The 21919-nt window shown below is 34.6% G+C and carries 21 protein-coding genes, 2 tRNA genes and 1 other annotated feature; of the genes, 18 read left to right on the top strand and 5 right to left on the bottom strand.

Features of this window, described 5'->3' with window-relative positions; translation table 11 throughout:
* Nucleotides 1-176 precede the first annotated feature (176 nt).
* The 12 genes from Q0E86_RS09625 to Q0E86_RS09570 all read left to right on the top strand — a co-directional run bounded on the left by Q0E86_RS09625 (nt 177) and on the right by Q0E86_RS09570 (nt 9071).
* Nucleotides 177-527 carry an Hpt domain-containing protein gene (locus Q0E86_RS09625; RefSeq protein ID WP_295756615.1) on the top strand — a complete coding sequence of 117 codons (351 nt, stop codon included), beginning with the start codon at nt 177-179 and terminating at the stop codon, nt 525-527.
* Between the two features lie 94 nt (nt 528-621).
* Nucleotides 622-829 (top strand) — a binding site (T-box leader).
* Nucleotides 830-933: 104 nt separating this feature from the next.
* Complete coding sequence (locus Q0E86_RS09620) at nt 934-1695, top strand: transporter substrate-binding domain-containing protein (RefSeq protein WP_295756613.1); 762 nt, start codon at nt 934-936, stop codon at nt 1693-1695.
* A gap of 20 nt (nt 1696-1715) precedes the next feature.
* Nucleotides 1716-2399 carry an amino acid ABC transporter permease gene (locus Q0E86_RS09615; protein ID WP_295756611.1) on the top strand — a complete coding sequence of 228 codons (684 nt, stop codon included), beginning with the start codon at nt 1716-1718 and terminating at the stop codon, nt 2397-2399.
* Nucleotides 2392-3123: an amino acid ABC transporter ATP-binding protein gene (locus tag Q0E86_RS09610; RefSeq protein ID WP_295756609.1), complete on the top strand. Its 732-nt coding sequence runs from the start codon at nt 2392-2394 to the stop codon at nt 3121-3123. The genes Q0E86_RS09615 and Q0E86_RS09610 overlap by 8 nt, the downstream gene beginning before the upstream one ends.
* Nucleotides 3120-4031 carry an aminotransferase class I/II-fold pyridoxal phosphate-dependent enzyme gene (locus tag Q0E86_RS09605; protein WP_295756607.1) on the top strand — a complete coding sequence of 304 codons (912 nt, stop codon included), beginning with the start codon at nt 3120-3122 and terminating at the stop codon, nt 4029-4031. The genes Q0E86_RS09610 and Q0E86_RS09605 overlap by 4 nt, the downstream gene beginning before the upstream one ends.
* A gap of 55 nt (nt 4032-4086) precedes the next feature.
* On the top strand, nt 4087-4209 hold the full coding sequence (locus tag Q0E86_RS09600) for a hypothetical protein (RefSeq protein ID WP_295756605.1): 123 nt from the start codon (nt 4087-4089) through the stop codon (nt 4207-4209).
* A 29-nt stretch (nt 4210-4238) separates the two neighbouring features.
* Nucleotides 4239-4751 (top strand): DUF1307 domain-containing protein, encoded by a 513-nt coding sequence (locus Q0E86_RS09595; RefSeq protein ID WP_295756603.1) that lies wholly within the window; start codon nt 4239-4241, stop codon nt 4749-4751.
* 43 nt (nt 4752-4794) lie between these two features.
* Nucleotides 4795-5415 (top strand): metallophosphoesterase, encoded by a 621-nt coding sequence (locus Q0E86_RS09590; protein ID WP_295756601.1) that lies wholly within the window; start codon nt 4795-4797, stop codon nt 5413-5415.
* A 59-nt stretch (nt 5416-5474) separates the two neighbouring features.
* On the top strand, nt 5475-5888 hold the full coding sequence (locus tag Q0E86_RS09585; RefSeq protein WP_295756599.1) for a hypothetical protein: 414 nt from the start codon (nt 5475-5477) through the stop codon (nt 5886-5888).
* 225 nt (nt 5889-6113) lie between these two features.
* Nucleotides 6114-6836: a GntR family transcriptional regulator gene (locus tag Q0E86_RS09580; RefSeq protein ID WP_288519714.1), complete on the top strand. Its 723-nt coding sequence runs from the start codon at nt 6114-6116 to the stop codon at nt 6834-6836.
* On the top strand, nt 6833-7672 hold the full coding sequence (locus Q0E86_RS09575) for an ROK family protein (RefSeq protein ID WP_295756597.1): 840 nt from the start codon (nt 6833-6835) through the stop codon (nt 7670-7672). Before Q0E86_RS09580 ends, Q0E86_RS09575 begins: the two co-directional genes overlap by 4 nt.
* 34 nt (nt 7673-7706) lie before the next feature.
* Nucleotides 7707-9071 (top strand): MATE family efflux transporter, encoded by a 1365-nt coding sequence (locus Q0E86_RS09570; RefSeq protein WP_295756595.1) that lies wholly within the window; start codon nt 7707-7709, stop codon nt 9069-9071.
* A 70-nt stretch (nt 9072-9141) separates the two neighbouring features.
* On the opposite strand, the gene Q0E86_RS09565 is transcribed toward Q0E86_RS09570, so the two are convergent.
* A tRNA-Glu gene (locus tag Q0E86_RS09565) sits at nt 9142-9217 on the bottom strand.
* Nucleotides 9218-9941: 724 nt separating this feature from the next.
* Between Q0E86_RS09565 and Q0E86_RS09560 the strand changes: the two genes are divergently transcribed.
* The 3 genes from Q0E86_RS09560 to Q0E86_RS09550 all read left to right on the top strand — a co-directional run bounded on the left by Q0E86_RS09560 (nt 9942) and on the right by Q0E86_RS09550 (nt 14473).
* Nucleotides 9942-11201, top strand: coding sequence for a substrate-binding domain-containing protein (locus tag Q0E86_RS09560; protein ID WP_295756593.1), 1260 nt, complete (start codon nt 9942-9944; stop codon nt 11199-11201).
* 93 nt (nt 11202-11294) lie between these two features.
* Nucleotides 11295-12803: a sugar ABC transporter ATP-binding protein gene (locus Q0E86_RS09555; RefSeq protein WP_288519705.1), complete on the top strand. Its 1509-nt coding sequence runs from the start codon at nt 11295-11297 to the stop codon at nt 12801-12803.
* Nucleotides 12804-12814: 11 nt separating this feature from the next.
* Nucleotides 12815-14473 carry an ABC transporter permease subunit gene (locus Q0E86_RS09550; RefSeq protein ID WP_295756590.1) on the top strand — a complete coding sequence of 553 codons (1659 nt, stop codon included), beginning with the start codon at nt 12815-12817 and terminating at the stop codon, nt 14471-14473.
* A gap of 30 nt (nt 14474-14503) precedes the next feature.
* Here the strand turns inward: Q0E86_RS09550 and pfkB are convergent, their stop codons facing one another.
* Nucleotides 14504-15415, bottom strand: coding sequence for a 1-phosphofructokinase (gene pfkB, locus Q0E86_RS09545; protein WP_295756588.1), 912 nt, complete (start codon nt 15413-15415; stop codon nt 14504-14506).
* A gap of 158 nt (nt 15416-15573) precedes the next feature.
* Here pfkB and Q0E86_RS09540 point away from each other — a divergent pair, with 158 nt between their 5' ends.
* From Q0E86_RS09540 to Q0E86_RS09530, 3 genes are read left to right on the top strand one after another with little or no spacing between them, the layout of a single operon-like run.
* On the top strand, nt 15574-16836 hold the full coding sequence (locus Q0E86_RS09540) for a zinc-binding dehydrogenase (protein ID WP_295756587.1): 1263 nt from the start codon (nt 15574-15576) through the stop codon (nt 16834-16836).
* A gap of 58 nt (nt 16837-16894) precedes the next feature.
* The gene (locus tag Q0E86_RS09535; RefSeq protein WP_295756585.1) at nt 16895-17656 is read left to right on the top strand and encodes a DeoR/GlpR family DNA-binding transcription regulator; all 762 of its coding nucleotides are present in this window, start codon (nt 16895-16897) and stop codon (nt 17654-17656) included.
* 23 nt (nt 17657-17679) lie between these two features.
* Nucleotides 17680-19533 carry a PTS mannitol transporter subunit IICBA gene (locus tag Q0E86_RS09530; RefSeq protein WP_295756583.1) on the top strand — a complete coding sequence of 618 codons (1854 nt, stop codon included), beginning with the start codon at nt 17680-17682 and terminating at the stop codon, nt 19531-19533.
* Between the two features lie 17 nt (nt 19534-19550).
* On the opposite strand, the gene Q0E86_RS09525 is transcribed toward Q0E86_RS09530, so the two are convergent.
* From Q0E86_RS09525 to Q0E86_RS09515, 3 genes are all read right to left on the bottom strand, one after another.
* Nucleotides 19551-20087, bottom strand: a complete 537-nt coding sequence (locus tag Q0E86_RS09525; RefSeq protein WP_295756582.1) for a TIGR00730 family Rossman fold protein — start codon at nt 20085-20087, stop codon at nt 19551-19553.
* Between the two features lie 65 nt (nt 20088-20152).
* On the bottom strand, nt 20153-21517 hold the full coding sequence (locus Q0E86_RS09520; protein WP_295756580.1) for a sodium-dependent transporter: 1365 nt from the start codon (nt 21515-21517) through the stop codon (nt 20153-20155).
* Between the two features lie 141 nt (nt 21518-21658).
* Nucleotides 21659-21734, bottom strand: a tRNA-Glu gene (locus Q0E86_RS09515).
* Between the last annotated feature and the right edge of the window lie 185 nt (nt 21735-21919).

Below are 21919 nucleotides of genomic sequence, written 5' to 3'. Positions count from 1 at the left end.
CGCCTTGAGACGCGAGCTGGCAGTAAAGGCTTATAGCCGCAGAGAAAACCGCGCTTTTTAAACGCGGTTTTTATATTGCTTTTTCTTTGGTTAGATTATAGAATTATGTGTGTGAAAATATTCTTTAATTAAAATGAATATATAGTGTATTTAGTTATATTTAGGAAGGAAAAGTTATGACAATAGAAGAATGCTATATAAAAATGGGTGCTAACTATCAAGATGTTATTAAGCGTTTGCCAAGTGTTGGTATGATTGAGAAATTCGCATTGAAATTTAGAGAAGACACGAGTTTTCAGGAACTTGAAAAAGCATTAAATGATAAACAAGTGGAAATAGCTTTTCGTGCAGCTCATACATTGAAAGGGGTATGCATGAATTTAGGTTTTGATCACTTGTATAAACCTAGCTTTGAAATTACAGAAAGCTTGCGTGCAGGAAATTTAGAAGTGGCTTTACAACAATTTGATGCAGTGAAAGAGCAATATACAAAAACAATTGATGTTTTAAATGAATATGCAGCATAGATCTCGAAAGGGGTCTTTTTTTATGATTTGTAAATAAATGTAAAAATATTTCAATTTTATCTTGCATGTTTTCAGAAAATGAATATAATAATTTACATAAACAAAGAAGAGAAGAAGTACAAAAGTAATTTTTCTAAAGAGAGATAACGGAAGGTGTAAGTTATTGTGAAATCTTTTGGAACGTGTCTTGGAGTTATTTAGTCGAAGTTTTGAGGCTAAATCGTGAATTCGCGTTAAGAATGAGGTGTCATCTGTATAGGCAGATGGAAATTTGGTGGTACCGCGTATATTACGTCCAATATATATTTGGGCGTTTTTTTATTAGAAAGGGTGTGTGTGAATGGAAAGTGATCGACGATATGAAATAATTTTTGATTTACACATGAATGAAAGGTAGGAATATAAAATGAAAAAAATTATTAAATTAGGCATGGCGGCATTAACCGCATTAACAATGGTAGGATGTTCAAGTGAATCAGAGGATGTAAAAACAATTACTGTCGGAATTTCACCGGACTATGCTCCTTATGAATCTGAAAATAAAAAGGGAGACATTGTTGGATTTGATCCAGATATGATGAAGTGTTTTGAAGAATATTTAAGTGAAGAAGAAGGGGTTACTTATAAACTAGAAATGAAGAAGATGGATTTTGATAATATCATTACTCAACTTCAGGGCGATCAAATTGATGTAGGTATTTCGGGATTTACTTATGATTCAAAACGTAAAGTAGAATGGTCAGATCCATATTTAGGATCAAGTCAGGTGGCTGTTGTTCCAAAAGATTCAGCTATCGCATCTACTTCAGATTTGGAAGGAAAATCTTTAGTTGCTCAAACAGGAGCTACTGGTGAGGCAGCTGCCAAAGAGGTTAAGGATGCCAAAGTTACAGGATTAAAGAATGTTCAAGATATTATGAATGCACTAAGCGCAAATCAATATGATGCAGCAATCGTTGACTTGGGTGTAGCTAAAAACTATGTGAAGAGTGGCGAATTTAAAATGTTAGATGAATCTTTAATGGATGAACAAAACTACATTATTGCGAAAAAAGGAAATACAGATGTGATTGAAAAGATGAACACATGTATTAAAAAATTCTTAGCTAGTGATGATTATGCTAAATTATGTGAAAAATATGATTTATCTCCATTAGAAACAAAGTAAAGGAAAAGTGAGGAAAGTGTATGTTTGTTGCGATTGATCAGGTATTTACATTAGAGAATATACTCTATTTGGCAAAGGGTGCGCTGTTGTCGGTTGCGATTGCAGCGCTTTCCCTTTTAATTGGTTTAGTCCTTGGAATTTTAGGAGCAAGTGGAAGAAGAAGTAAACATAAGCTACCAAGAGCCATATCATTTGTGTATGTCACAATTATTCGTGGTACACCGTTGCTTCTACAAATATTAATTATCTTCTCGGTTATCCCATCTATCTATACAGCTTTTACTGGCAGCGTTTTAAGAATCAATCCAATTGTGATTGGTATGATTGCCTTAAGTATCAACTCTGGTGCTTATCAAACTGAACTTTTACGTTCGGGCATTAATGGTGTAGATAAAGGACAGTGGGAAGCTTGTGAAACATTGGGGTTATCGAATTGGAAAACAATGAAGTTAGTTATTTTACCCCAAGCTTTTAAGCGAGTTGTACCACCATTGATCAGTGAATTTATTACTTTGATCAAGGATAGTTCTTTGATTAGCTGTATTGGGGCAGTTGAACTTTTAAAAGGGGCTCAAGTTATTGGGGCTGAGTATTATGATGTTATGTCGCCATATATGCTAGCGGCAATATTCTATTTAATTATGACATGTATTGTTTCTTATATTGGAAATAAAGTAGAAAAGAGGTTGGCTGTAAGTGATTAGAGTAGAGAATGTTTCAAAAAATTTTAATAAAACACATGCCCTAAAAAATGTAAGCTTAGAAGTCAATAAGGGTGATATTATCTCGTTGATTGGTCCTAGTGGATCGGGGAAAAGTACATTGTTGCGTTGTATTCATGGCTTGGAGCATGTGGATTCAGGAAAAATTTATATGGATGATGAGTGGATGAATCCGGATGATGAAAAGAAATTTCGTGCACAAAGAAATCGTATGGGATTTGTGTTCCAACACTTCAATTTATTTCCGAATATGTCAGTTTTACAAAATTGTAAATTAGCTCAAGTTGAAGTATTAAATAAATCGGATGAGGAAGCTGAAAAAAAGGCTTTGGAGTATTTGGATAAAGTTGGTTTGTTAGAAAAGAAAGATGCGTATCCAAATAATTTGTCAGGTGGACAAAAGCAGCGTGTTGCGATTGCGAGAGCTTTATGTATGAATCCAGATATTATGTTATTTGATGAGCCTACAAGTGCTTTAGATCCAGAAATGATCAAGGAAGTACTTGAGGTTATGAAAGATCTTGGTAAGCAAGGTATGACGATGGTTGTCGTTACACATGAAATGGGTTTTGCCAGAAAGGTAGGGACTCGAGTTGTCTTTTTGGATCAAGGAGAAATTATAGAGGAAAACACGAGTGAAGAGTTTTTTGCGAATCCACAATCGGATCGTGCAAAAGATTTCTTGAGTAAGGTATTCTACGAATGAGATTGCCGGATTTTAAAGTCGAACAATGGATGAATGATTATGAAAATGATGCCATCTATAATATGACGGATACATGTGTAAAAGCATTAACTTTACAAGAGCTGTTAGACTTAGAGGATTTTGATTTTAATGAATTGACTTTGGATTACGGGCAAATCACTGGGGATGTGGAGTTAAAAAAGGAAATCCTATCTTTATATGAGCGTGGAACGATTGATAATATCACAACGGCACAAGGTTGTTTACAGGCCAATGAATTAGTGATGAATACATTACTAGAAAAAGGGGATGAAGTGATTTGTGTTGTTCCAGGGTATCAACAATTTGTAGATATTCCAAAATCAATTGGGTGTAAGGTAAATTTAATTGAGCTTGATGAACGTGATTGGCGGGTTGGTGTAGAAAAGTTTAGAAAGATACTAAATTCTTCAACGAAAATGATCATCTTAAATAATCCTTCAAATCCAACGGGAACGGAATATTCGAAAGATTTTATGAATTTGTTGATTGAAACGTGCAAACCATATGGTACATATATTCTTTGTGATGAAGTATATCGTGGTTTAAATCAAGAAGTCTCGATTAGTGATATATATGAAAATGGGATTTCAACATCAAGCTTAAGTAAAGTATTTTCACTTGCAGGTTTACGTCTTGGATGGATCAAAGCCAATGAATATGTGATTCATCAAATTAATGTTAGAAGAGATTATTCTATGATTTCTACAGGTCCATTAGTGGATAAGTTGGGCAGGATTGCCTTGAAACATAAGGATGAACTGGTTTTAAGGGCTAAATCGATTATTTCATCAAATAAAAATATTGTTCGTGAATGGCTTAAAGAGAATCCTCGCTTTGATTGTGTATTGCCTAATGGTGGAACAGTGTGTTCTCAAGTATTATTTTGATTTGAAGAGTGAGACATTTGCAAAACTATTGTTGGCAGAAAAAGGTGTGTTTTTTGTGCCTGGATCATGCTTTGATAAAGAATATTACTTTCGTTTGGGATTAGCTCAAGATAGTAAGCAATTTAAGACTGGCTTGGATGAACTTTCGAACTTTGTGGATGAACATTTGATTTCATGATAAAATGGTTTGCGTAAGGGGGAATACTTATGCGAGTTCAATATTTGTTGTGTATATGTCTATTGCTTAGTGGGTGTACAAAAGTAAGTGATCTTACGCATCAAAAGAGTAAGTCAACAGAAAAGGCGCCTGTAACGGTAAAAAAGACAAATAAAATAAAGGTAATTGATTGTAAAAATGATTCTTCTCAGCAGGTTACTTTTGAAGCAAAAGGGGATAAGATTCAAAAGATGACCCAAAAATTTACTATGAGTTTTTCGGATTTGGGTATAACGGACGATATGAATTCTGAACAGATTCAATCAAAGATCAACTCTTCATTGGACGATAAATATAGTTCGATTGAAGGAGTACAAGCTTCAACACAACTAAAGGACAAACAGGTTGAAGTGACGTTGGAAATGGATTTTAAAACAGCGAATATAGATATGTTGATTGAAAATAATTTATTGGATAAAGGGGAAGCCCAATCGGATTACGTAAGTTTAAAGAAAACGCAAAATGCTTTTAAAAAAGAAGGGTTTGCGTGTATAACGAAATAGCGGAATTTCCGCTATTTTCTAGTTTGAAAGGATGCGTTAAAAGATGCGTTATTATATTGCGGACACACATTTTTTTCATCGCTCATTAAATGAAAAAATGGATCAAAGAGGCTTTGATGATATTGATCAAATGAATGAATATATGATTGATCAGTGGAATAGTAAAGTACGAAAAAATGATGAGGTTGTTGTGCTTGGTGATTTTTCATGGGGAAACGCAAAGGAAACAACAGAAATTCTAGATGAATTAAAGGGTAAGATTTATTTGATTCGTGGTAATCACGATCGTTTTTTAGATGATAAAAATTTTGATACTTCAAGATTTGTTTGGATCAAAGATTATGCAGAATTAAATGAGAATAAGCGAAAGGTCGTATTATCTCATTATCCAATTGCTTGCTATAACGGGCAATATAGAAGGGATGAGTCTGGTAAGCCTAAAACTTTTATGTTGCACGGACATATTCATGCAACACAGGATCAACAATTTTTAGATGCTTATCAAGAGTATGTTCAGCAACAAAAACATCCAAGAATTTCAGATGGCCAATTAGAAAATGTGCCTTGCCAACTTATTAATTGTTTTTGCATGTACAGCGATTATGTGCCTATGACATTGGATGAGTGGATTGAAATTGACAAGCAAAGAAGAAGTGTCCTATAATTGTTATATCATACCTAGATCTAGAACGAATAATATTCAGATCAATATTGCTGTTTTTGATGAATGGAAAAAAGAACCGGAAAGCCTTGCCAGAATCTATTCATTTGAAGAAGGTAAAACAATCTATAAAAAATAGATGTCCAGGCTATTTTCAGAGTCAGGCTAAATGGAAGTTCAGAATCTATGTTGAAGTACCAAATGACTATAAGGCAAGTCAATATGACCATACGAGTGATACATATATCAAGAAATCGTTGTCACAAAGGATGTATAGACTTCAAGATGGAACAATGGTACAAAGAGATCTATATTCGTCCTTTCTTTTGTACTGCATTGATCTAAATACAAACAAAATCGATAAGAACAAGTGTATTCATGAATTTGAGAAACAGTATAAAAATCAAAATGAAACGATAGAATATATCCAGATGAATCAGATCAAAGTCATGAACAGTGGAATAAGAGTAAATTAAATACATGTTAAATTGGGAGATTGACTATGCTTCCATGTAGAGATACAGAAAACAATCGCTAATGTGCTAAATGTAGTGCTTGATTGTAGAGTTCACTGCTCCAACAGAAAGACAGGAATCCAAAGTTTGAAAATAATGTACGATTACTGCAGAATGTTGTCAGTTCAGAACCCTCACTGCTTGTGGTGAGGAGTAGTCAGAACATATATATAAGGAGATCGTGTTATGCATAAATTGGATACAACGCCAGGTCATCTTCCTTACTATAAACAAATTAAGGAATTCTACAAAAAAGATATTCAAGATGGAATATTGGCTGTAGGAGATCGCGTTGATAGTGAAATGGAAATTCAACAGATGTATGATGTTTCAAGAATTACCGCAAGACAAGCAATTTTGGAATTAGAACAAGAGGGTATGGTAAAACGTGGACGAGGAAAGGGTACATTCGTCACATACAGGCCTAAAATCAAAGAGGAATTGTCACATATTCGTAGCTTTACAGATGAAATGATGGCTTTGGGTAGAACCCCAGGTACACAATCCTTTCATATCACAAAAGAGATTCCAAATGAAGCAACTAGAACACTTTTTGATTTGCCGGAAGAAATGATGTATTGCGTTCGAAGAGTGCGTACAGCAGATGATGTGTTGTTGGTATATTTTGTGTCGTATTTTCCACTAAGTTTAAATATTCCTTTGAATATGGAAGAACAAACACAATCTATTTATGAAATGATTGGTGCACCTGCACGTATTGATGAGGAGTTTTCGGCAATTAATCCGAGTGAAGAAATATGTTTGGCATTAAAATTACGTAAAGATCAGCCTGTTTTAGCTCGTAAACGTGTTTCTTTTGATAAAAAAGGACAGAAGATGGAATATACAATGTGTTACTATCGTGGTGATTTATATAGTTACACAATTTCAACGTCTCATAAATTATGATTTTAACAATAGACATTGGTGGAACCAACATTAAATATGGATTGTGCGATGAGTCAGGGAATATCCAACATAAGGGAGAATATCCGACTTTAGATACGGCTGATAAAATAGTACAGTCTATTTGTGATTTACCATTTTCTTATGATGGAATTGCGATCAGTATGCCTGGAATATTGAATGAGGATCATTCAAAGGCGTTTATTACAGGAAAACTTTCATTTTTATCAAATTATCCATTAAGGGATAGGCTGGAAGAAATCAAAAATTGTAAAGTGACAATTGAAAACGATAGCCGTTGTGCAACGTGGGCAGAACTTGGATATGGTAATCTTATGGATTCAAAGAATGCACTTGTTGTTGTGTTAGGCACATATATTGGAATGGGAATTGTAATTGATCATAAGGTGTATGAAGGATCGCATTTATTGGCCGGAGAGTATTCGGATGCGCATATGGACTTGGAAAAGTCATATACGAACACAATGGCTGCTTATTTTGGAAAAGATGGTCTTGAAAGAGCCGCGGGCTTAACTGGAAGAGAGTTGTTTAAGAATCTGGATGATGAAAAAGTGTATGCAGGATTTGATCAGTATTGTCAAAATTTAGCTTGGATGCTTAGTAATATTCAACTACTTCTAGATGTAGATACCATTTTGATTGGTGGAGGTATATCGGCACAACCAAAATTAATTGAGTGTATCAAAGAAAATATGAGAGGCTTGAAACAGTGGTTTCCAACTTTAGAAAGCCCTGATATCAGAGCATGTAAATTTAACAATGATGCCAATTTATTAGGCGCATTGTGTTACTACAAAAATAATACCGAGAATTATTAAATGTTCTCGGTATTTATATATGGGGAGGAAGGGCATGAAATCGTTAATTGGTGATAAGAAATTTTATAGAATGGTTTTGATTGTATGTATACCGATTGTGATACAGAATGGGTTTACCAATCTTGCCAGTCTATTAGATAACGTTATGATTGGACAATTAGGAACTCTATCTATGAGTGGCGTTTCTATTTCAAATCAGTTATTTCAAGTGTTCAATGTCAGCGTTTTTGGCGCCATGTCAGGAGCGGGCATATTTTTGGCACAATTCTATGGACGCGGAAATAGGGATGGTGTGCACAATTGTTTCCGAATTAAAATGTTGCTTGGTATTTTGATGTCGGTATTGGCCATATGCATTTTTAAATTGTTTGGTCCTGCGTTGATTTCTTTGTATTTAAATGATAATCCGACAGATAGTTTGACAACCTTGAATTATGGTATGCAATATATGAATGTTATGTTGATTGGATTGATTCCTTTTGCGATTACACAAGTGTTTTCCTCATCACTTAGAGAGACAGGTAATACGGTTTTACCAATGAAGGCAAGTGTTATTGCGGTTATTGTTAACTTTTGCATCAACTATATTTTGATTTTTGGAAACTTTGGCTTTCCTAGACTTGGCGTTATTGGTGCGGCCATTGGTACAGTTGTTTCAAGAATTGTGGAGATGGGTATAAATATGGCGGCTGGCTATAATAATGAATATTTAAAAGATGCAATGCATTTGAGCAAGGTGTCTGGTGATATATTTGTAAATGTTGTAAAAAGGGAAACGCCACTATTGTGTAATGAAATATTGTGGTCTATTTCTATTGCGTTGATTTCCCAGTGTTATTCAACAAGAGGACTTGCGGCTGTTGCAGCCATTAATATTACAACAACGGTAACCAATTTCTTTATGATCATTTGTTATGCAATGGGAAATTCGATTTCAATCATTGTAGGTCAAAGACTTGGTGCTGGTGAAATTGAATATGCCAAAGATTGTGATTTGAAGATGGTGTTTATGAACTTTATGATGTGTTTATGTATTGGTGTGGCATTGTTTGGATGTTCATCCTTTATTCCACAAATCTACAATACATCTGTAGAAGTAAGGTCATTAGCTACATCTTTATTAAGGGTTTCAGCTTGTATGCTTCCAATCATTTCTTTGTATTACAGTAGTTATTTTACAATGCGAGCAGGAGGAAAAACGTTACTTACTTTCTTCTTTGATAGTGGATATACATTCATGTTTACATTTATGGTTGCTCTATGTTTAACTCGTTTTACAAATCTTCCTATATTCAATGTGTACTTACTAGTACAATGTGTGGATATTCCTAAAGCAATATTGGGTATCACATTGGTTAAAAAAGGAATATGGGTACATAATATAGTGAATGAACTTTAGCCTTCTTGTTGGAAGGCTTTTTCTTTTGGAAAGCAAAAAAAAGAAGTCCTTTCGGACTTTATTTGAAAAATGGTGACGCGTACGGGATTCGAACCCGTGAATGCATGCGTGAAAGGCATGTGAGTTAACCGTTTCTCCAACGCGCCATGTATATTAAACTTGGCTTCTTTGACAAGTGCTAGTTAATGATACTATAAGTTTTTATTTATTGCAAGTAAAAAAATGATTTTTTTTAAAATTTTTGAATTGAAAATAAAGATAGAATTATAAATAAAAATATTCATAGAAATTGTATCATCGCTTTACTGCAATCTGAAGAGGGGATTTGTTTGTTACATAATAAGAATTAAAATATTTTTTTGGATAAGAAAATAGAGGCTTTCAAAGTACTATATAACACATAGCAAAAACGTGAGGATGTGGCTTAATAAAGGGCTATATGGCATGGTTATTGAGCTGATAACAAGCTGCAATGCATACAAATATGATAGGTTTAAGGTTATATTAATTGAAATAGTTAAGTGGGTAAAACTAATTAAAAAGTGAGAAATAAAATTTAATAGTTATAAATAAATTATTTAAAAAAATAGTTGTAAGCGCTTGCAAGTATGTGCTATGATACAGTAGTAAAAAGACGCATCCTATTGATGTGGATACATAGCTGAAATTAAAAAGTGTATAACAGATTATATAAATTGATTTCATGACAAATGGCTTTGTTTCAAATGCAGTAAGCAAATAATTTATTAAAAATTTCTTTTGGAACACCCGGCTGCCAATCATATTATATGTAAGTCTCTATATTGAAATCATGCTAAGTATCTATATGGGAAAGTAGTCTTAATGTAAAAATCTATACAGGAGGATAATATGAACAAAAGATTTTTAACAATTGCTGCAGCTTTATCTATGGGTGTTGCATTAACTGCTTGTAGCGGTGGAGGAGATGAAGAAAAAACTGGTGGTTCTAGTGTTGCAAATGCTGACAAACCAGTAGTATGGTACAACCGTCAACCTTCTAACAGTTCAACTGGTGAATTAGACATGGATGCATTAAACTTCAACAAAGATACTTATTATGTTGGCTTCGATGCAAATCAAGGTGCTGAACTTCAAGGTCAAATGATTAAAGACTATATCGAAAAGAATATCGATACATTAGATCGTAACGGAGATGGCGTTATCGGTTACGTATTAGCAATCGGTGATGTTGGACACAATGACTCTATTGCTCGTACAAGAGGTGTTCGTAAAGCATTAGGTACAGCAGTTGAAGAAAATGGTGAAATTCTAAGTGATCCAGCAGGAATCAATAATGATGGATCTTCTAAGAGTGTTAAAGATGGTTCTCTAGAAATTAATGGGAAAACTTATACAGTGAGAGAGCTTGCTTCGCAAGAAATGAAAAACTCTTCAGGTGCAACATGGGATGCTGCAACTGCAGGTAATACAATCGGAACATGGACTGCATCATTTGGTGATGAAGTTGACGTTGTAGCTTCTAACAACGATGGTATGGGTATGTCAATGTTCAACGCATGGTCAAAAGAAAACAAAGTTCCTACATTCGGATACGATGCTAACTCTGATGCAGTTGCCGCAATCGCTGAAGGATATGGTGGAACAATTTCTCAACATGCTGACGTTCAAGCTTATTTAACATTAAGAGTATTACGTAATGCTTTAGATGGTGTTGATATCGATACAGGTATCGGTACAGAAGATGATGCAGGAAACGTATTAAGTGATGATGTATTCACATACAATGCTGATCAACGTTCTTACTATGCATTAAACGTTGCTGTTACTGCTGACAACTATAAAGATTTCTTAGATTCAACAGTTACTTATGCTCCAGTTTCTAACCAATTAGATGAAAAAGATCACGCTAAGAAGAGCGTTTGGTTAAATATCTACAATGCTTCTGATAACTTCTTAAGTTCAACTTACCAACCATTATTAGAAAAATATGATGACTTATTGAATTTAGATGTTGAATATATCGGTGGAGATGGACAAACAGAATCTAACATTACAAACCGTTTAGGAAACCCAGACAAATATGATGCATTCGCAATTAACATGGTTAAGACTGACAATGCAGCTTCTTACACAGGAATCCTTAAATAAATAATTCAATAAAATTTAGGATTAAACTTATTAGGGAGAAAATTATTTCTCCCTAATGTTATTTAGATAGTAGTAAAAAATAGGAGAGATTATATGGCAGATAAGAATGAAGAATTAATCTTATCTATACGCGGAATGAGTAAGTCTTTTGGACGTAACCGTGTTTTGGATCGCATTAATTTAGATTTAAAACCAGGTACAGTTATGGGGCTTATGGGAGAAAATGGTGCTGGTAAATCGACTATGATGAAATGTCTATTTGGGACATATCAAAAAGATGAAGGTACGATTTTTTTAGAAGGAAAAGAAATTAATTTTTCCGGACCTAAAGAAGCACTAGAAAATGGTATTGCCATGGTGCACCAGGAATTAAATCAATGTCTTGAAAGAAATGTTAAAGACAATTTATTCTTGGGTCGTTATCCCACAAACTCATTAGGTATGGTAGATGAAGATCGAATGAAAAAGAAATCATCTGAGCTTTTTAGAAAGCTTGGTATGACGGTAAACTTAGATCAACCAATGCGTAATATGTCTGTATCACAAAGACAGATGTGTGAAATTGCCAGAGCGATTTCATATAACTCAAAGGTTATCGTATTAGATGAACCAACATCTTCTTTGATGACACAAGAAGTTAATAAATTATTTGATATGATGCGTATGCTTAAAAAACAAGGCATTTCGCTGATTTATATTTCGCATAAAATGGATGAAATTTTTGAAATTTGCGATGAAGTATCGGTTCTAAGAGATGGTAAGATGGTTATGACAAAACCTACATCTGAAACCAACATGAATGAGTTGATTGCAGCCATGGTAGGTCGTTCATTGGATAACCGATTCCCACCTGTTGATAATGTTCCTGGAGAACCATTGTTATCGATTCAACATGTATCAACAAAATATGAGCCATACTTAAAAGATATAACATTTGATGTAAAAAAAGGTGAGATTTTCGGACTATACGGTTTAGTAGGTGCTGGACGTACAGAATTGTTAGAAACAATTTTCGGTATCCGTACTAGAGCTTCAGGTCGAGTTTATTTTGACAATAAATTAATGAACTTCAATAGTGCTAAAGAAGCCATTGAACATGGTTTTGCGTTAATCACTGAAGAGCGTAAAGCAAATGGTTTGTTCTTGAAATGTGACTTAACATTCAATACAACGATTGCGAATTTACCTACTTATATGAATAAAGTAGCTCTTTCTGATAACAAGATGGTCCAAGCAACTAACAAGGAAATCAAAACCATGAGAACTAAATGTATGGGACCTAATGATGCGATTACAAGTCTATCTGGTGGTAACCAACAAAAAGTTATCTTCGGTAAATGGTTAGAGAGATCACCAAATGTATTCATGATGGATGAACCTACACGTGGTATTGACGTAGGTGCTAAATATGAAATTTACGAATTGATCATCAAAATGGCTAAACAAGGAAAAACAATTATTGTAGTTTCAAGTGAAATGCCAGAAATCTTAGGTATCACAAATCGTATTGGCGTTATGTCAAATGGACGCTTAGCCGGTATTGTAAATACAAAAGATACTAACCAAGAAGAGTTGTTAAGACTCAGTGCAAAATACCTATAAAGGAGATAATTATGACAAATACAGTTACAAATATTCTTAGTCGTGATGAAGAGCTTGCACTACGTAAACCAATTGAAGATTATGTAGGGAAGATTCAAGCTGAAATTGACGAACTAAGAGAAGAAGGAACGAATAAAGTATTAGAATATTCGGAAGAAATCGAATCTTTAAAAAGAGATAAAATTTATACAAAAAGCGAGAAGGAAGCTCGCCTTTCAGAATTAACTACAAAATTACAAAAAGCTAAAGAAATCGAAGCTAAAAATAAACAGCCAATTAGTGAAAAGATTGCTCAAGCTGAAAAATATTTAAAAGATCACTATCAAACAGATTACTACAACAAAGTTGTTGAAAGTAATAAGTATGAAGTTCAAAAAGCTAAGTCAGATTATGATAAAAAATTAAAAGACTTAGAAAAAGAACATAAAGATATTTTATCTGGTTTAAGTGACAAAGAAGAAATCAAAGAAGAAAACTTCATTTATAAGAACCGTTTGTTTGATGCAAAACTTGAATATACTAAAAATATGCAAGAGGCAAAAGATCGTAAACATGATGCGTTCACATTTGAATATCACTTGATCGACTTATTGAAGATGTCTAACTTCTCATTTGCAGAAAAACAAGCTCAAAAAATCGAGAACTACAAATATTCATTTAACACACGTGATTTCTTATTGAAAAATGGTTTATACATTGCGATTATTTTTGTATTCATTTTCTTATGTATTATTACACCAATCAAAAAGAATGGTTTACAACTTCTTACTGTTAACAACATCTTGAGTATCATGCAACAAGCATCTCCAAGAATGTTCTTAGCATTAGGTGTAGCAGGCTTAATCATGTTAGCTGGTACTGACTTGTCTGTTGGACGTATGGTTGGTATGGGTATGACAGCTGCTACAATTATCATGCACAATGGTCCTAACACTGGTTCGGTATTTGGTAAAGTATTTGACTTTTCAACTATGCCAGTTGGCGGAAGAATTCTTTTAGCTTTAGTTGTTTGTGTTGTGTTATGTACATTGTTTACTACAATTGCTGGTTTCTTTGCAGCTAAATTTAAGATGCACCCATTCATTTCAACAATGGCTAACATGTTAGTTATCTTTGGTTTAGTAACTTATTCAACAAAAGGTGTTTCTTTCGGTGGTATTGATCAATCAATCCCAGGAAAGATTATTCCTAAAGTTGGAGGTTTCCCAACAATTATTTTATGGGCTATAGCTGCAGTTGCGATTGTTTGGTTTATTTGGAATAAAACAAAATTTGGTAAAAACTTATATGCCGTAGGTGGAAACCCAGAAGCTGCTTCTGTATCAGGTATTTCAGTATTTAAGGTAACTGTTGGAGCCTTTATGATGGCAGGTATCTTATACGGATTTGGTTCATGGTTAGAATGTATTCGTATGATTGGTTCTGGTTCAGCTGCTTATGGACAAGGATGGGAAATGGATGCGATCGCTGCCTGCGTAGTTGGTGGTATTTCATTTACTGGTGGTATCGGTAAAATTTCTGGTGTAGTAGTTGGTGTATTGATCTTTACTGCATTAACTTATTCATTAACAATTTTAGGTATCGATACAAACTTACAGTTCGTATTCTCAGGAATTATCATTCTTATTGCCGTAACTCTTGACTGCTTGAAATACGTACGTAAAAACTAATTAAACAATAACATGATAAATTAAAAACTCTTAGTTTTCGCTAAGAGTTTTCTTTATGCTTTCTACATCTTCCTTTGTCGCAAGACCCACTTGGAAGGCACTTGCACTACCACAACATAAGCCATTTATAAATGCTTTTTCGTAGTCATTTGTTTCTAAATAGCCAGCTAAAAAGCCTGCAACCATAGAATCACCAGCACCAACTGAATTCACTACTGTTCCTTTTGGTGCTTTACTTTGAATCACTTCATGATTATCACTTACAAGTACTGCACCTTGTCCTGCCATAGAAATCAATACGTTTTGAGCACCCATTTTTTGTAGTTTTTTTGCGTAAGGAATGACTTCATCTCGAGTGTTCAATTCGACGTTGAAGATTTCACCTAATTCATGATTGTTTGGTTTAATTAAGAATGGTTTATATTTTAATACTTTTAATAACAGGTTGTTTGTCGCATCGACAACAACTTTTATTTTTTTATCTTGAACACGTTCCATGATTTGTTCGTACATGGTATCGGGTAAAGTACTTGGAATACTTCCTGAAATAACGAGAATATCTTTTTCTGTGAGTTGATCTAATTGATTGAATAATGCGGCAATATCTTTTGGTTGAATGTCAGGACCCATACCGTTGATTTCTGTTTCTTCATCTGATTTCATCTTTACATTGATTCTAGACAATCCTTTTTTTACATGAATGAAATCTGTTTTAGCTCCATAGCTTTCTAAGCGATGCTCGATTTCTTCTCCTGTAAAACCTGCCATAAAACCTAGGGCTGTACTTTCGTGTCCAAGATTGGATAGGACAATCGAAACATTGATGCCTTTTCCTCCGGGAAGGATTTCTTCAAATTTTGTTTTATTAATAATACCAGGCTTAAAATGATCGACTTGAATCACGTAGTCTAAAGAGGGGTTAAAAGTAATTGTATAAATCATAATGATCTCCTTTTCTTTATCTGATTATAGAATACTACTTTTGTTGTTGTTTCGCAAGTGATAAATTTTTGAAATAACAGTTGACAATCAAAATAATTAGGTTATTATATAGATGCAGCTTTTGAAACAACAATCTACAGAGAGAGGAGACTTTTGAAATGAAAGCAAAGGCAGTGCGATTACATGGAGCTAATGATTTAAGATTAGACGAATTTGAATTACCAGAAATTAAGGAAGATGAGATTTTAGTAAAGGTTGTCTCAGATAGTGTCTGTATGTCAACTTACAAATGTGCCATCTTAGGAGTGGATCATAAACGTGTTCATGAAGATGTTGCGGATCATCCAGCTATTATGGGACATGAAATGGCGGGTGATATTGTTAAGGTGGGTGCTAAACATCAAGACAAATTTAAACCAGGAATGAAGTTTACTTTACAACCAGCATTAAACTATAAAGGAACGATGTGGTCACCTGGATATTCTTATGAATTCTTTGGTGGAGATACAACTTACTGCATTATTCCAGCTGAAGTTATGGAGCTAGGATGCTTACTTGAATATAAAGGCAAAGCTTATTACGAAGCTAGTTTAGCTGAACCAATGTCATGTTCAATTGGAGCATTTAATGCAGCTTATCATACGCAGATGGGTGTGTATACACATGAAATGGGAATTAAGAAAGATGGAAAACTTGCGATTCTTGCAGGAGCAGGTCCTATGGGACTTGGAGCATTAACATATGCATTACATAGAGACGTTCGACCTAAAATGGTAGTAGTTGCGGATGTAAATCAAGAAAGATTAGATCGAGCAGCTCACTTGTTCCCGGTTGAAGAAGCGGCAGCGGATGGAATTGAATTGCATTTCGTGAATACAGGAAAGATGGAAGATCCTGCAGCTGGTTTAAAAGAAATGACAGGTGGAACTGGTTTTGATGATGTATTCTGTTATGCACCGGTTGAAGCGGTTGTAGAATTATCAAGTGCTGTATTAGGTCGTGATGGATGTTTAAATTTCTTTGCGGGACCTACGGACAAGCAGTTTAGCGCAAGAATGAATTTCTATGATGTTCACTATAATTCGACACACGTAATGGGAACTACAGGTGGAAATACAGAGGATATGATTGAATCTTTACGTTTAACAGCAGAAAATCGTATTGATCCAGCTGTCATGGTTACGCATATTGGTGGTTTGAATGCAGCGGCTGAAACAACGTTAAATCTACCTAAAATTCCTGGTGGAAAGAAATTGATTTATACACATTTAAATATGCCATTGGTTGCGTTGACAGATTTAAGAAAAATGGGAGAAAAAGATAGTCGATATATTGACTTGGCAGATATTGTAGATGCTCATAAGGGATTGTGGTGTCCTGAAGCAGAGGAATATTTATTAGCTCATTTTGAACAAGAATAGATTTTATTAAACCGAGAATCTTGTGTATACTAAATACAGTAAATACAGGAGGTATTGTATGGAAGTAATGGATCAAAGAAGAAACGAAATTGTAGAGTTTGTGAATGAAAACAAAACTGTAACTTTTACACAATTAAAAGAAAAATTTCCTTCTGTGTCTGAAATGACATTGCGCACAGATTTAAAATATTTGGATCAAGCTAAAAGAATTGTTCGAATTCATGGTGGAGCTAAATCTATGGATGTGGTTTCTGGAAATGATGATGTATTAAAACTTCGTTACGGGCGGAATGTAAACGAAAAAAAAGAGATAGCGCAAAAGGCATTATCATTTGTAGAACCGGCTAAGACCATTTTTATGGATTCAGGCAGTACGACAACAATGTTGGCACATGTTTTAAAGGATCAAAATAATATTTTTTATACGAGTGGCTTAACGTGTGCTATAGAGATGGCAAAACTTTCTAAATCTAAAGTGTTTGTGACAGGTGGAAATTTAAATATGCGTAGTTTCAGCGTGAATGGAATGGATGGACTTCGCTGTTTAGAGAAGGTCAACTTTGATGTTGCGTTTATTGGTGTAACTCGTTATGCGAAAGATACGGGCTTTACATGCGAATCTTTAGAGGATTGTGAGTTAAAGCGAAAGGCCATTGAAAGATCTAAAAAAGTAATTGTGTTAATGGATTCTAGTAAAGTAGAAAGAAAGGGTACATATACAATTTGTGATTTAGATCAAGTGGACGTATTAATCAGTGATTCGTTACTTTCAGATAGTTTTAAACAAGAATGTGAAAAACGAGGACTATCTGTATATTAAGAAAGTCCTAAGAAAGGACAATTATGAAAACAACTCTTCAAAAGCTTGGTAAAAGCTTATCTGCGATGGTTATGCCCAATATTGGTGCTTTTATCGCTTGGGGATTTATAACAGCTTTATTTATTGCGGACGGATGGTTGCCAAATGAACAATTGGCATCGATTCAACCTTATATGTTGACTTATTTATTACCAGTATTGATTGCGGCAACCGGAGGAAGAATGGTTGGCGGTGATCGTGGACTTGTGATGGGGTCGATTGCGATTATTGGATGTATTGCCGGTGTTGGTGGAACACAGGGTCAGCCGATGTTGATGGCAGCTATGGTTATGGGACCATTTTCTGGTTGGGTCATTAAAAAATTCGATCAAATGATGGACGGACACATGCCCGCTGGATTTGAAATGTTGATCAATAATTTCTCTGTTGGTATTTTAGGTATGTTGATTGCGATATTAGGATACTATATTATTGGTCCTTTTATGACAGGGATTTTGACTGTATTAACAGCCGGAGTGGATGTACTTGTAAATAAGGGTTTGATTCCTTTAGTAGCAATCTTTATTGAACCGGCTAAGGTTTTATTCTTAAACAATGCGATCAACCATGGTATTTTTACACCAATCGGAGCTGAACAAGCTGCTCAAACAGGAAAATCTATTATGTACATGCTAGAGGCCAATCCAGGTCCTGGTTTAGGTGTACTACTAGCTTATTGGTTGTTTGCGAAAGACAAAGCAACTAAAGATTCTGCGCCTGGAGCTATCATTATCCATTTCTTGGGTGGAATTCATGAAATTTATTTCCCTTATATTTTGATGAATCCAGTTGTGATTGTTGCTCCAATTTTAGGAAATATTTGTGCCATTGCCTTTTATTCTATTTTCAATATTGGATTAAAAGGACCATCAAGTCCAGGCTCAATTATTGCCTTCTTATCTATGGCAGAAAAGGGCTCTGTATTCATGACAGCTTTAGGCGTTTTGATTGCGGCAGGTGTTTCGTTCTTGGTGGCAAGTCCGATTGTAAAACTTGCTGGGGAAAAGAACTTGGATGAAGCAAATAAAAAAATGCAGTCAATGAAAGCAGAAAGTAAAGGAAGAAGTGAAGCTTTATTAGATGTTTCTTTGGTTCGTAAAATTGTATTTGCGTGTGATGCAGGTATGGGATCTAGTGCGATGGGAGCAACTAAATTTAGAAATCGTTTGAAAGGTGTGCGCCCAGACTTAACCGTTATTAATACTTCTGTGGATAATATTCCAGTCGATTGTGATATTGCAGTAGTGCAGGAAACTTTGGTGGAACGTGCTAAAAAATCGGCACCTTTTGCGAAAGTGGTGACAATTTCAAACTTCTTGGCAGATCCAGCCTTAGATAATTTATTCTTCCAATTATCAACGGGTGATTCGATTATGACAGAATCTGTTAAGGAAGAAGATGAGATAAAACCGGTTCAAGAAGATGTGATCCAATTAGATGGAATTAAATTGAATCTTCCTTCTGTATCAAAAGAAGAAGCGATTACAGAAGCTGGTAAATTATTAAGAAAACTAGGCTATGTGGATGGCGCTTATATACCAGCTATGTTAGAACGTGAAGAATTGGTAACTACTTATATTGGTATGGGACTAGCTATTCCTCATGGTACTACGCATGGTGATGATGTGATTCATAAAACAGGTATCGTATTGCTTCAATATCCAGATGGAATTCAGTTTGGGGATGAAAAAGCACAACTTGTGATTGGTATTGCAGGTAAAGGTGGAGAGCATATGGAAGTGTTATCTAAAATATGTTTGGCCCTTGAAGATGAAGCGATACTTAATAAAATGAAGACAACGAATGATAAAGAGTGGATTTTAAAACAATTATCCTAACAAAGAAGGACGAGAAATTACTCGTCCTTTAATATTTTTGCGATTTCATCGATTGAATCTAAGAAATATACATATTGTTGCTGCTTTGGTGTGGATAATTCACAATCAATCATGTGTTGTAAAAATGCTTTTAAATGATCGTAGTATCCGTTCACATTATAAAAAATACATGAACATTGAAGTTGGCACAATGAAAGTTTTGATAAGATTTCACTGATCTCTTCAAGCGTTCCCGTTGCACCAGGAAAGGCAATGAAGGCATCACCAAGTTCAATCATTCGTGTTTTTCGATCGGCTATGTCTTTTTCAATGTATAACTTGGTAAGATTATCCATGTGAACACCTTCATCCACAAACATTTGTGCTTCTACACCGATTACTTTTCCACCTGCATTCAATACACTATTAGCAAGTTCTCCCATTAATCCAGTTTTAGATCCTCCAAATACTAGAGTGTGTCCGTTTTTGGCAATCCATGTACCTAATTCTATTATTATTGTTTTAAAGTCTGGATCATTTCCATAGGCTGATCCTAAATATACTGTAATGTTCATAAACTACCTCCTGCAATTAGTTTACATTAAAATTGTGCACAAAAAAAGCCTAGCACAAGCTAAGCTTACATGGCTATGAATCCAAATGCATTCGCAATCGAGCTTAATAAAATAATGAATGCGAAGATTGGACATAAGTATTGAATCATAAAATTGAATATTTTCTTACGTTTGAATGAATTTCCATCTTGTGTGATTTCTGCTTCGATTTTTTCTAATCCAACAATTCTAGAAACAAAGATGCAAATCGCAATAGCAGCGATTGGCATCATGACAGAGTTTGTCAAGAAATCAAAGAAATCCAAGAATTGCATTCCGATGATTGTTATGTTAGATAGTGGGCCATATCCTAAACATGAAAGTGTTCCTAGTCCAATCATAATAATACTTAAGATGATTGTAGATTTTTTTCTAGACCAATGTAGTTCATCTTGGAATGTAGATACAGCACTTTCTGTTAATGCGATTGAACTTGTGATAGCTGCAAATAACACTAACAAGAAGAAGATAATGCCGATGCCTGTACCAAATCCCATGCTTGCGAATACTTTAGGAATTGTGATGAACATCAAAGATGGTCCGGCTTTTAATGTTTCCATATCACCACCTGAAAAAGAGAATACGGCTGGAATAATCATTAATCCTGCCATGATCGCAATGGCTGTATCGAAAATTTCTACATTTTCTGTTGAACCTTCAATAGAAACATCCTTTTTCATATAAGAACCAAATGTGATCAAGATACCCATCGCAATGGATAGCGAATAGAACATTTGTCCCATAGCACTAACGACGGTCATCCATGAAAAGTTATCAAAGTTAGGAATCAAGAAATATTTAACACCTTCAAATGCACCTGGGCGACTGATTGAATATCCTGCAATGATTATAGATAATACGACAAGTACTGGCATCATAAATTTGGATACTCTTTCAATTCCGTTTTGAACACCTGCGTAAATAATGGCAAGAGTAAAGAAGGTGAAAAGTATAAAACATATTTCTGTAGAAACTCCGTTTGAAATGAAGCTTGAAAAATATGTATCTGTGGCAAGTAATTTTGCATCACCTTTTAAATACTCAAATAAATACTTGATGACCCATCCTCCGATTACAGAATAATAAGGAACAATCAAAATAGGAATAATGGCATTGATCCATCCAGAAAATGACGCAAACTTTGTTCTTGCGAAAGTATGGAAAGCTCCAACAGGACTTTTCTTTGTCATTCTACCTAATGTTGTTTCAGCTATGATCATCGTATAACCAAAAGTCATGGCAAGAATAATGTAAATAAGTAGGAAGATTCCTCCTCCGTATTTTGCGGCTAAATAGGGAAATCTCCATATATTGCCAAGTCCAACGCTGGCTCCAGCAGCTGATAAGACGAATCCTAATTTGCCTGAAAATGTACTACGTTTATTGTGCATAATAAAAACACCCTTCCTTAATGATTTTGATTATATCATTTATGAAAGGGTTTACGCAAATTAATGAAAAAATAAATGTTAAGTTTTCTGAAAAAACATTATAGATAAAAAAAGAAGTCCTTTCGGACTTTATTTGAAAAATGGTGACGCGTACGGGATTCGAACCCGTGAATGCATGCGTGAAAGGCATGTGAGTTAACCGTTTCTCCAACGCGCCATGTATATTAAACTTGTCTTTCTTGACAAGTGCTCACTAATATTACTACAACATTTTAATTAATGCAAGTATTTTTTTAAAAAAATTGACAGATTGTTTTAAAAGTATACGGTAGTTCGACAGTTGTAAAATCGTAAATATTCCAAATGTCGCTTATGTAGCGCTTTTTTTATGTCAAATTTTCT

The sequence above is a fragment of the uncultured Holdemanella sp. genome (assembly GCF_934754935.1).
In the GTDB taxonomy this organism is placed as follows: Bacteria; Bacillota_I; Bacilli_A; order Erysipelotrichales; family Erysipelotrichaceae; genus Holdemanella.
The sequence above is the reverse complement of the archived record's forward strand: the minus strand, read 5'-3'. Positions and strand labels throughout refer to the sequence as shown.

Bases quoted from the DNA above. Each gene is read 5' to 3' on its own strand.
- Q0E86_RS09625 (WP_295756615.1), top strand. From the start codon at position 177: ATGACAATAGAAGAATGCTATATAAAAATGGGTGCTAACTATCAAGAT.
- Q0E86_RS09620 (WP_295756613.1), top strand. From the start codon at position 934: ATGAAAAAAATTATTAAATTAGGCATGGCGGCATTAACCGCATTAACA.
- Q0E86_RS09615 (WP_295756611.1), top strand. From the start codon at position 1,716: ATGTTTGTTGCGATTGATCAGGTATTTACATTAGAGAATATACTCTAT.
- Q0E86_RS09605 (WP_295756607.1), top strand. From the start codon at position 3,120: ATGAGATTGCCGGATTTTAAAGTCGAACAATGGATGAATGATTATGAA.
- Q0E86_RS09595 (WP_295756603.1), top strand. From the start codon at position 4,239: ATGCGAGTTCAATATTTGTTGTGTATATGTCTATTGCTTAGTGGGTGT.
- Q0E86_RS09590 (WP_295756601.1), top strand. From the start codon at position 4,795: ATGCGTTATTATATTGCGGACACACATTTTTTTCATCGCTCATTAAAT.
- Q0E86_RS09585 (WP_295756599.1), top strand. From the start codon at position 5,475: ATGAATGGAAAAAAGAACCGGAAAGCCTTGCCAGAATCTATTCATTTG.
- Q0E86_RS09580 (WP_288519714.1), top strand. From the start codon at position 6,114: ATGCATAAATTGGATACAACGCCAGGTCATCTTCCTTACTATAAACAA.
- Q0E86_RS09575 (WP_295756597.1), top strand. From the start codon at position 6,833: ATGATTTTAACAATAGACATTGGTGGAACCAACATTAAATATGGATTG.
- Q0E86_RS09570 (WP_295756595.1), top strand. From the start codon at position 7,707: ATGAAATCGTTAATTGGTGATAAGAAATTTTATAGAATGGTTTTGATT.
- Q0E86_RS09560 (WP_295756593.1), top strand. From the start codon at position 9,942: ATGAACAAAAGATTTTTAACAATTGCTGCAGCTTTATCTATGGGTGTT.
- Q0E86_RS09555 (WP_288519705.1), top strand. From the start codon at position 11,295: ATGGCAGATAAGAATGAAGAATTAATCTTATCTATACGCGGAATGAGT.
- Q0E86_RS09550 (WP_295756590.1), top strand. From the start codon at position 12,815: ATGACAAATACAGTTACAAATATTCTTAGTCGTGATGAAGAGCTTGCA.
- pfkB (WP_295756588.1), bottom strand. From the start codon at position 15,415: ATGATTTATACAATTACTTTTAACCCCTCTTTAGACTACGTGATTCAA.
- Q0E86_RS09540 (WP_295756587.1), top strand. From the start codon at position 15,574: ATGAAAGCAAAGGCAGTGCGATTACATGGAGCTAATGATTTAAGATTA.
- Q0E86_RS09535 (WP_295756585.1), top strand. From the start codon at position 16,895: ATGGAAGTAATGGATCAAAGAAGAAACGAAATTGTAGAGTTTGTGAAT.
- Q0E86_RS09530 (WP_295756583.1), top strand. From the start codon at position 17,680: ATGAAAACAACTCTTCAAAAGCTTGGTAAAAGCTTATCTGCGATGGTT.
- Q0E86_RS09525 (WP_295756582.1), bottom strand. From the start codon at position 20,087: ATGAACATTACAGTATATTTAGGATCAGCCTATGGAAATGATCCAGAC.
- Q0E86_RS09520 (WP_295756580.1), bottom strand. From the start codon at position 21,517: ATGCACAATAAACGTAGTACATTTTCAGGCAAATTAGGATTCGTCTTA.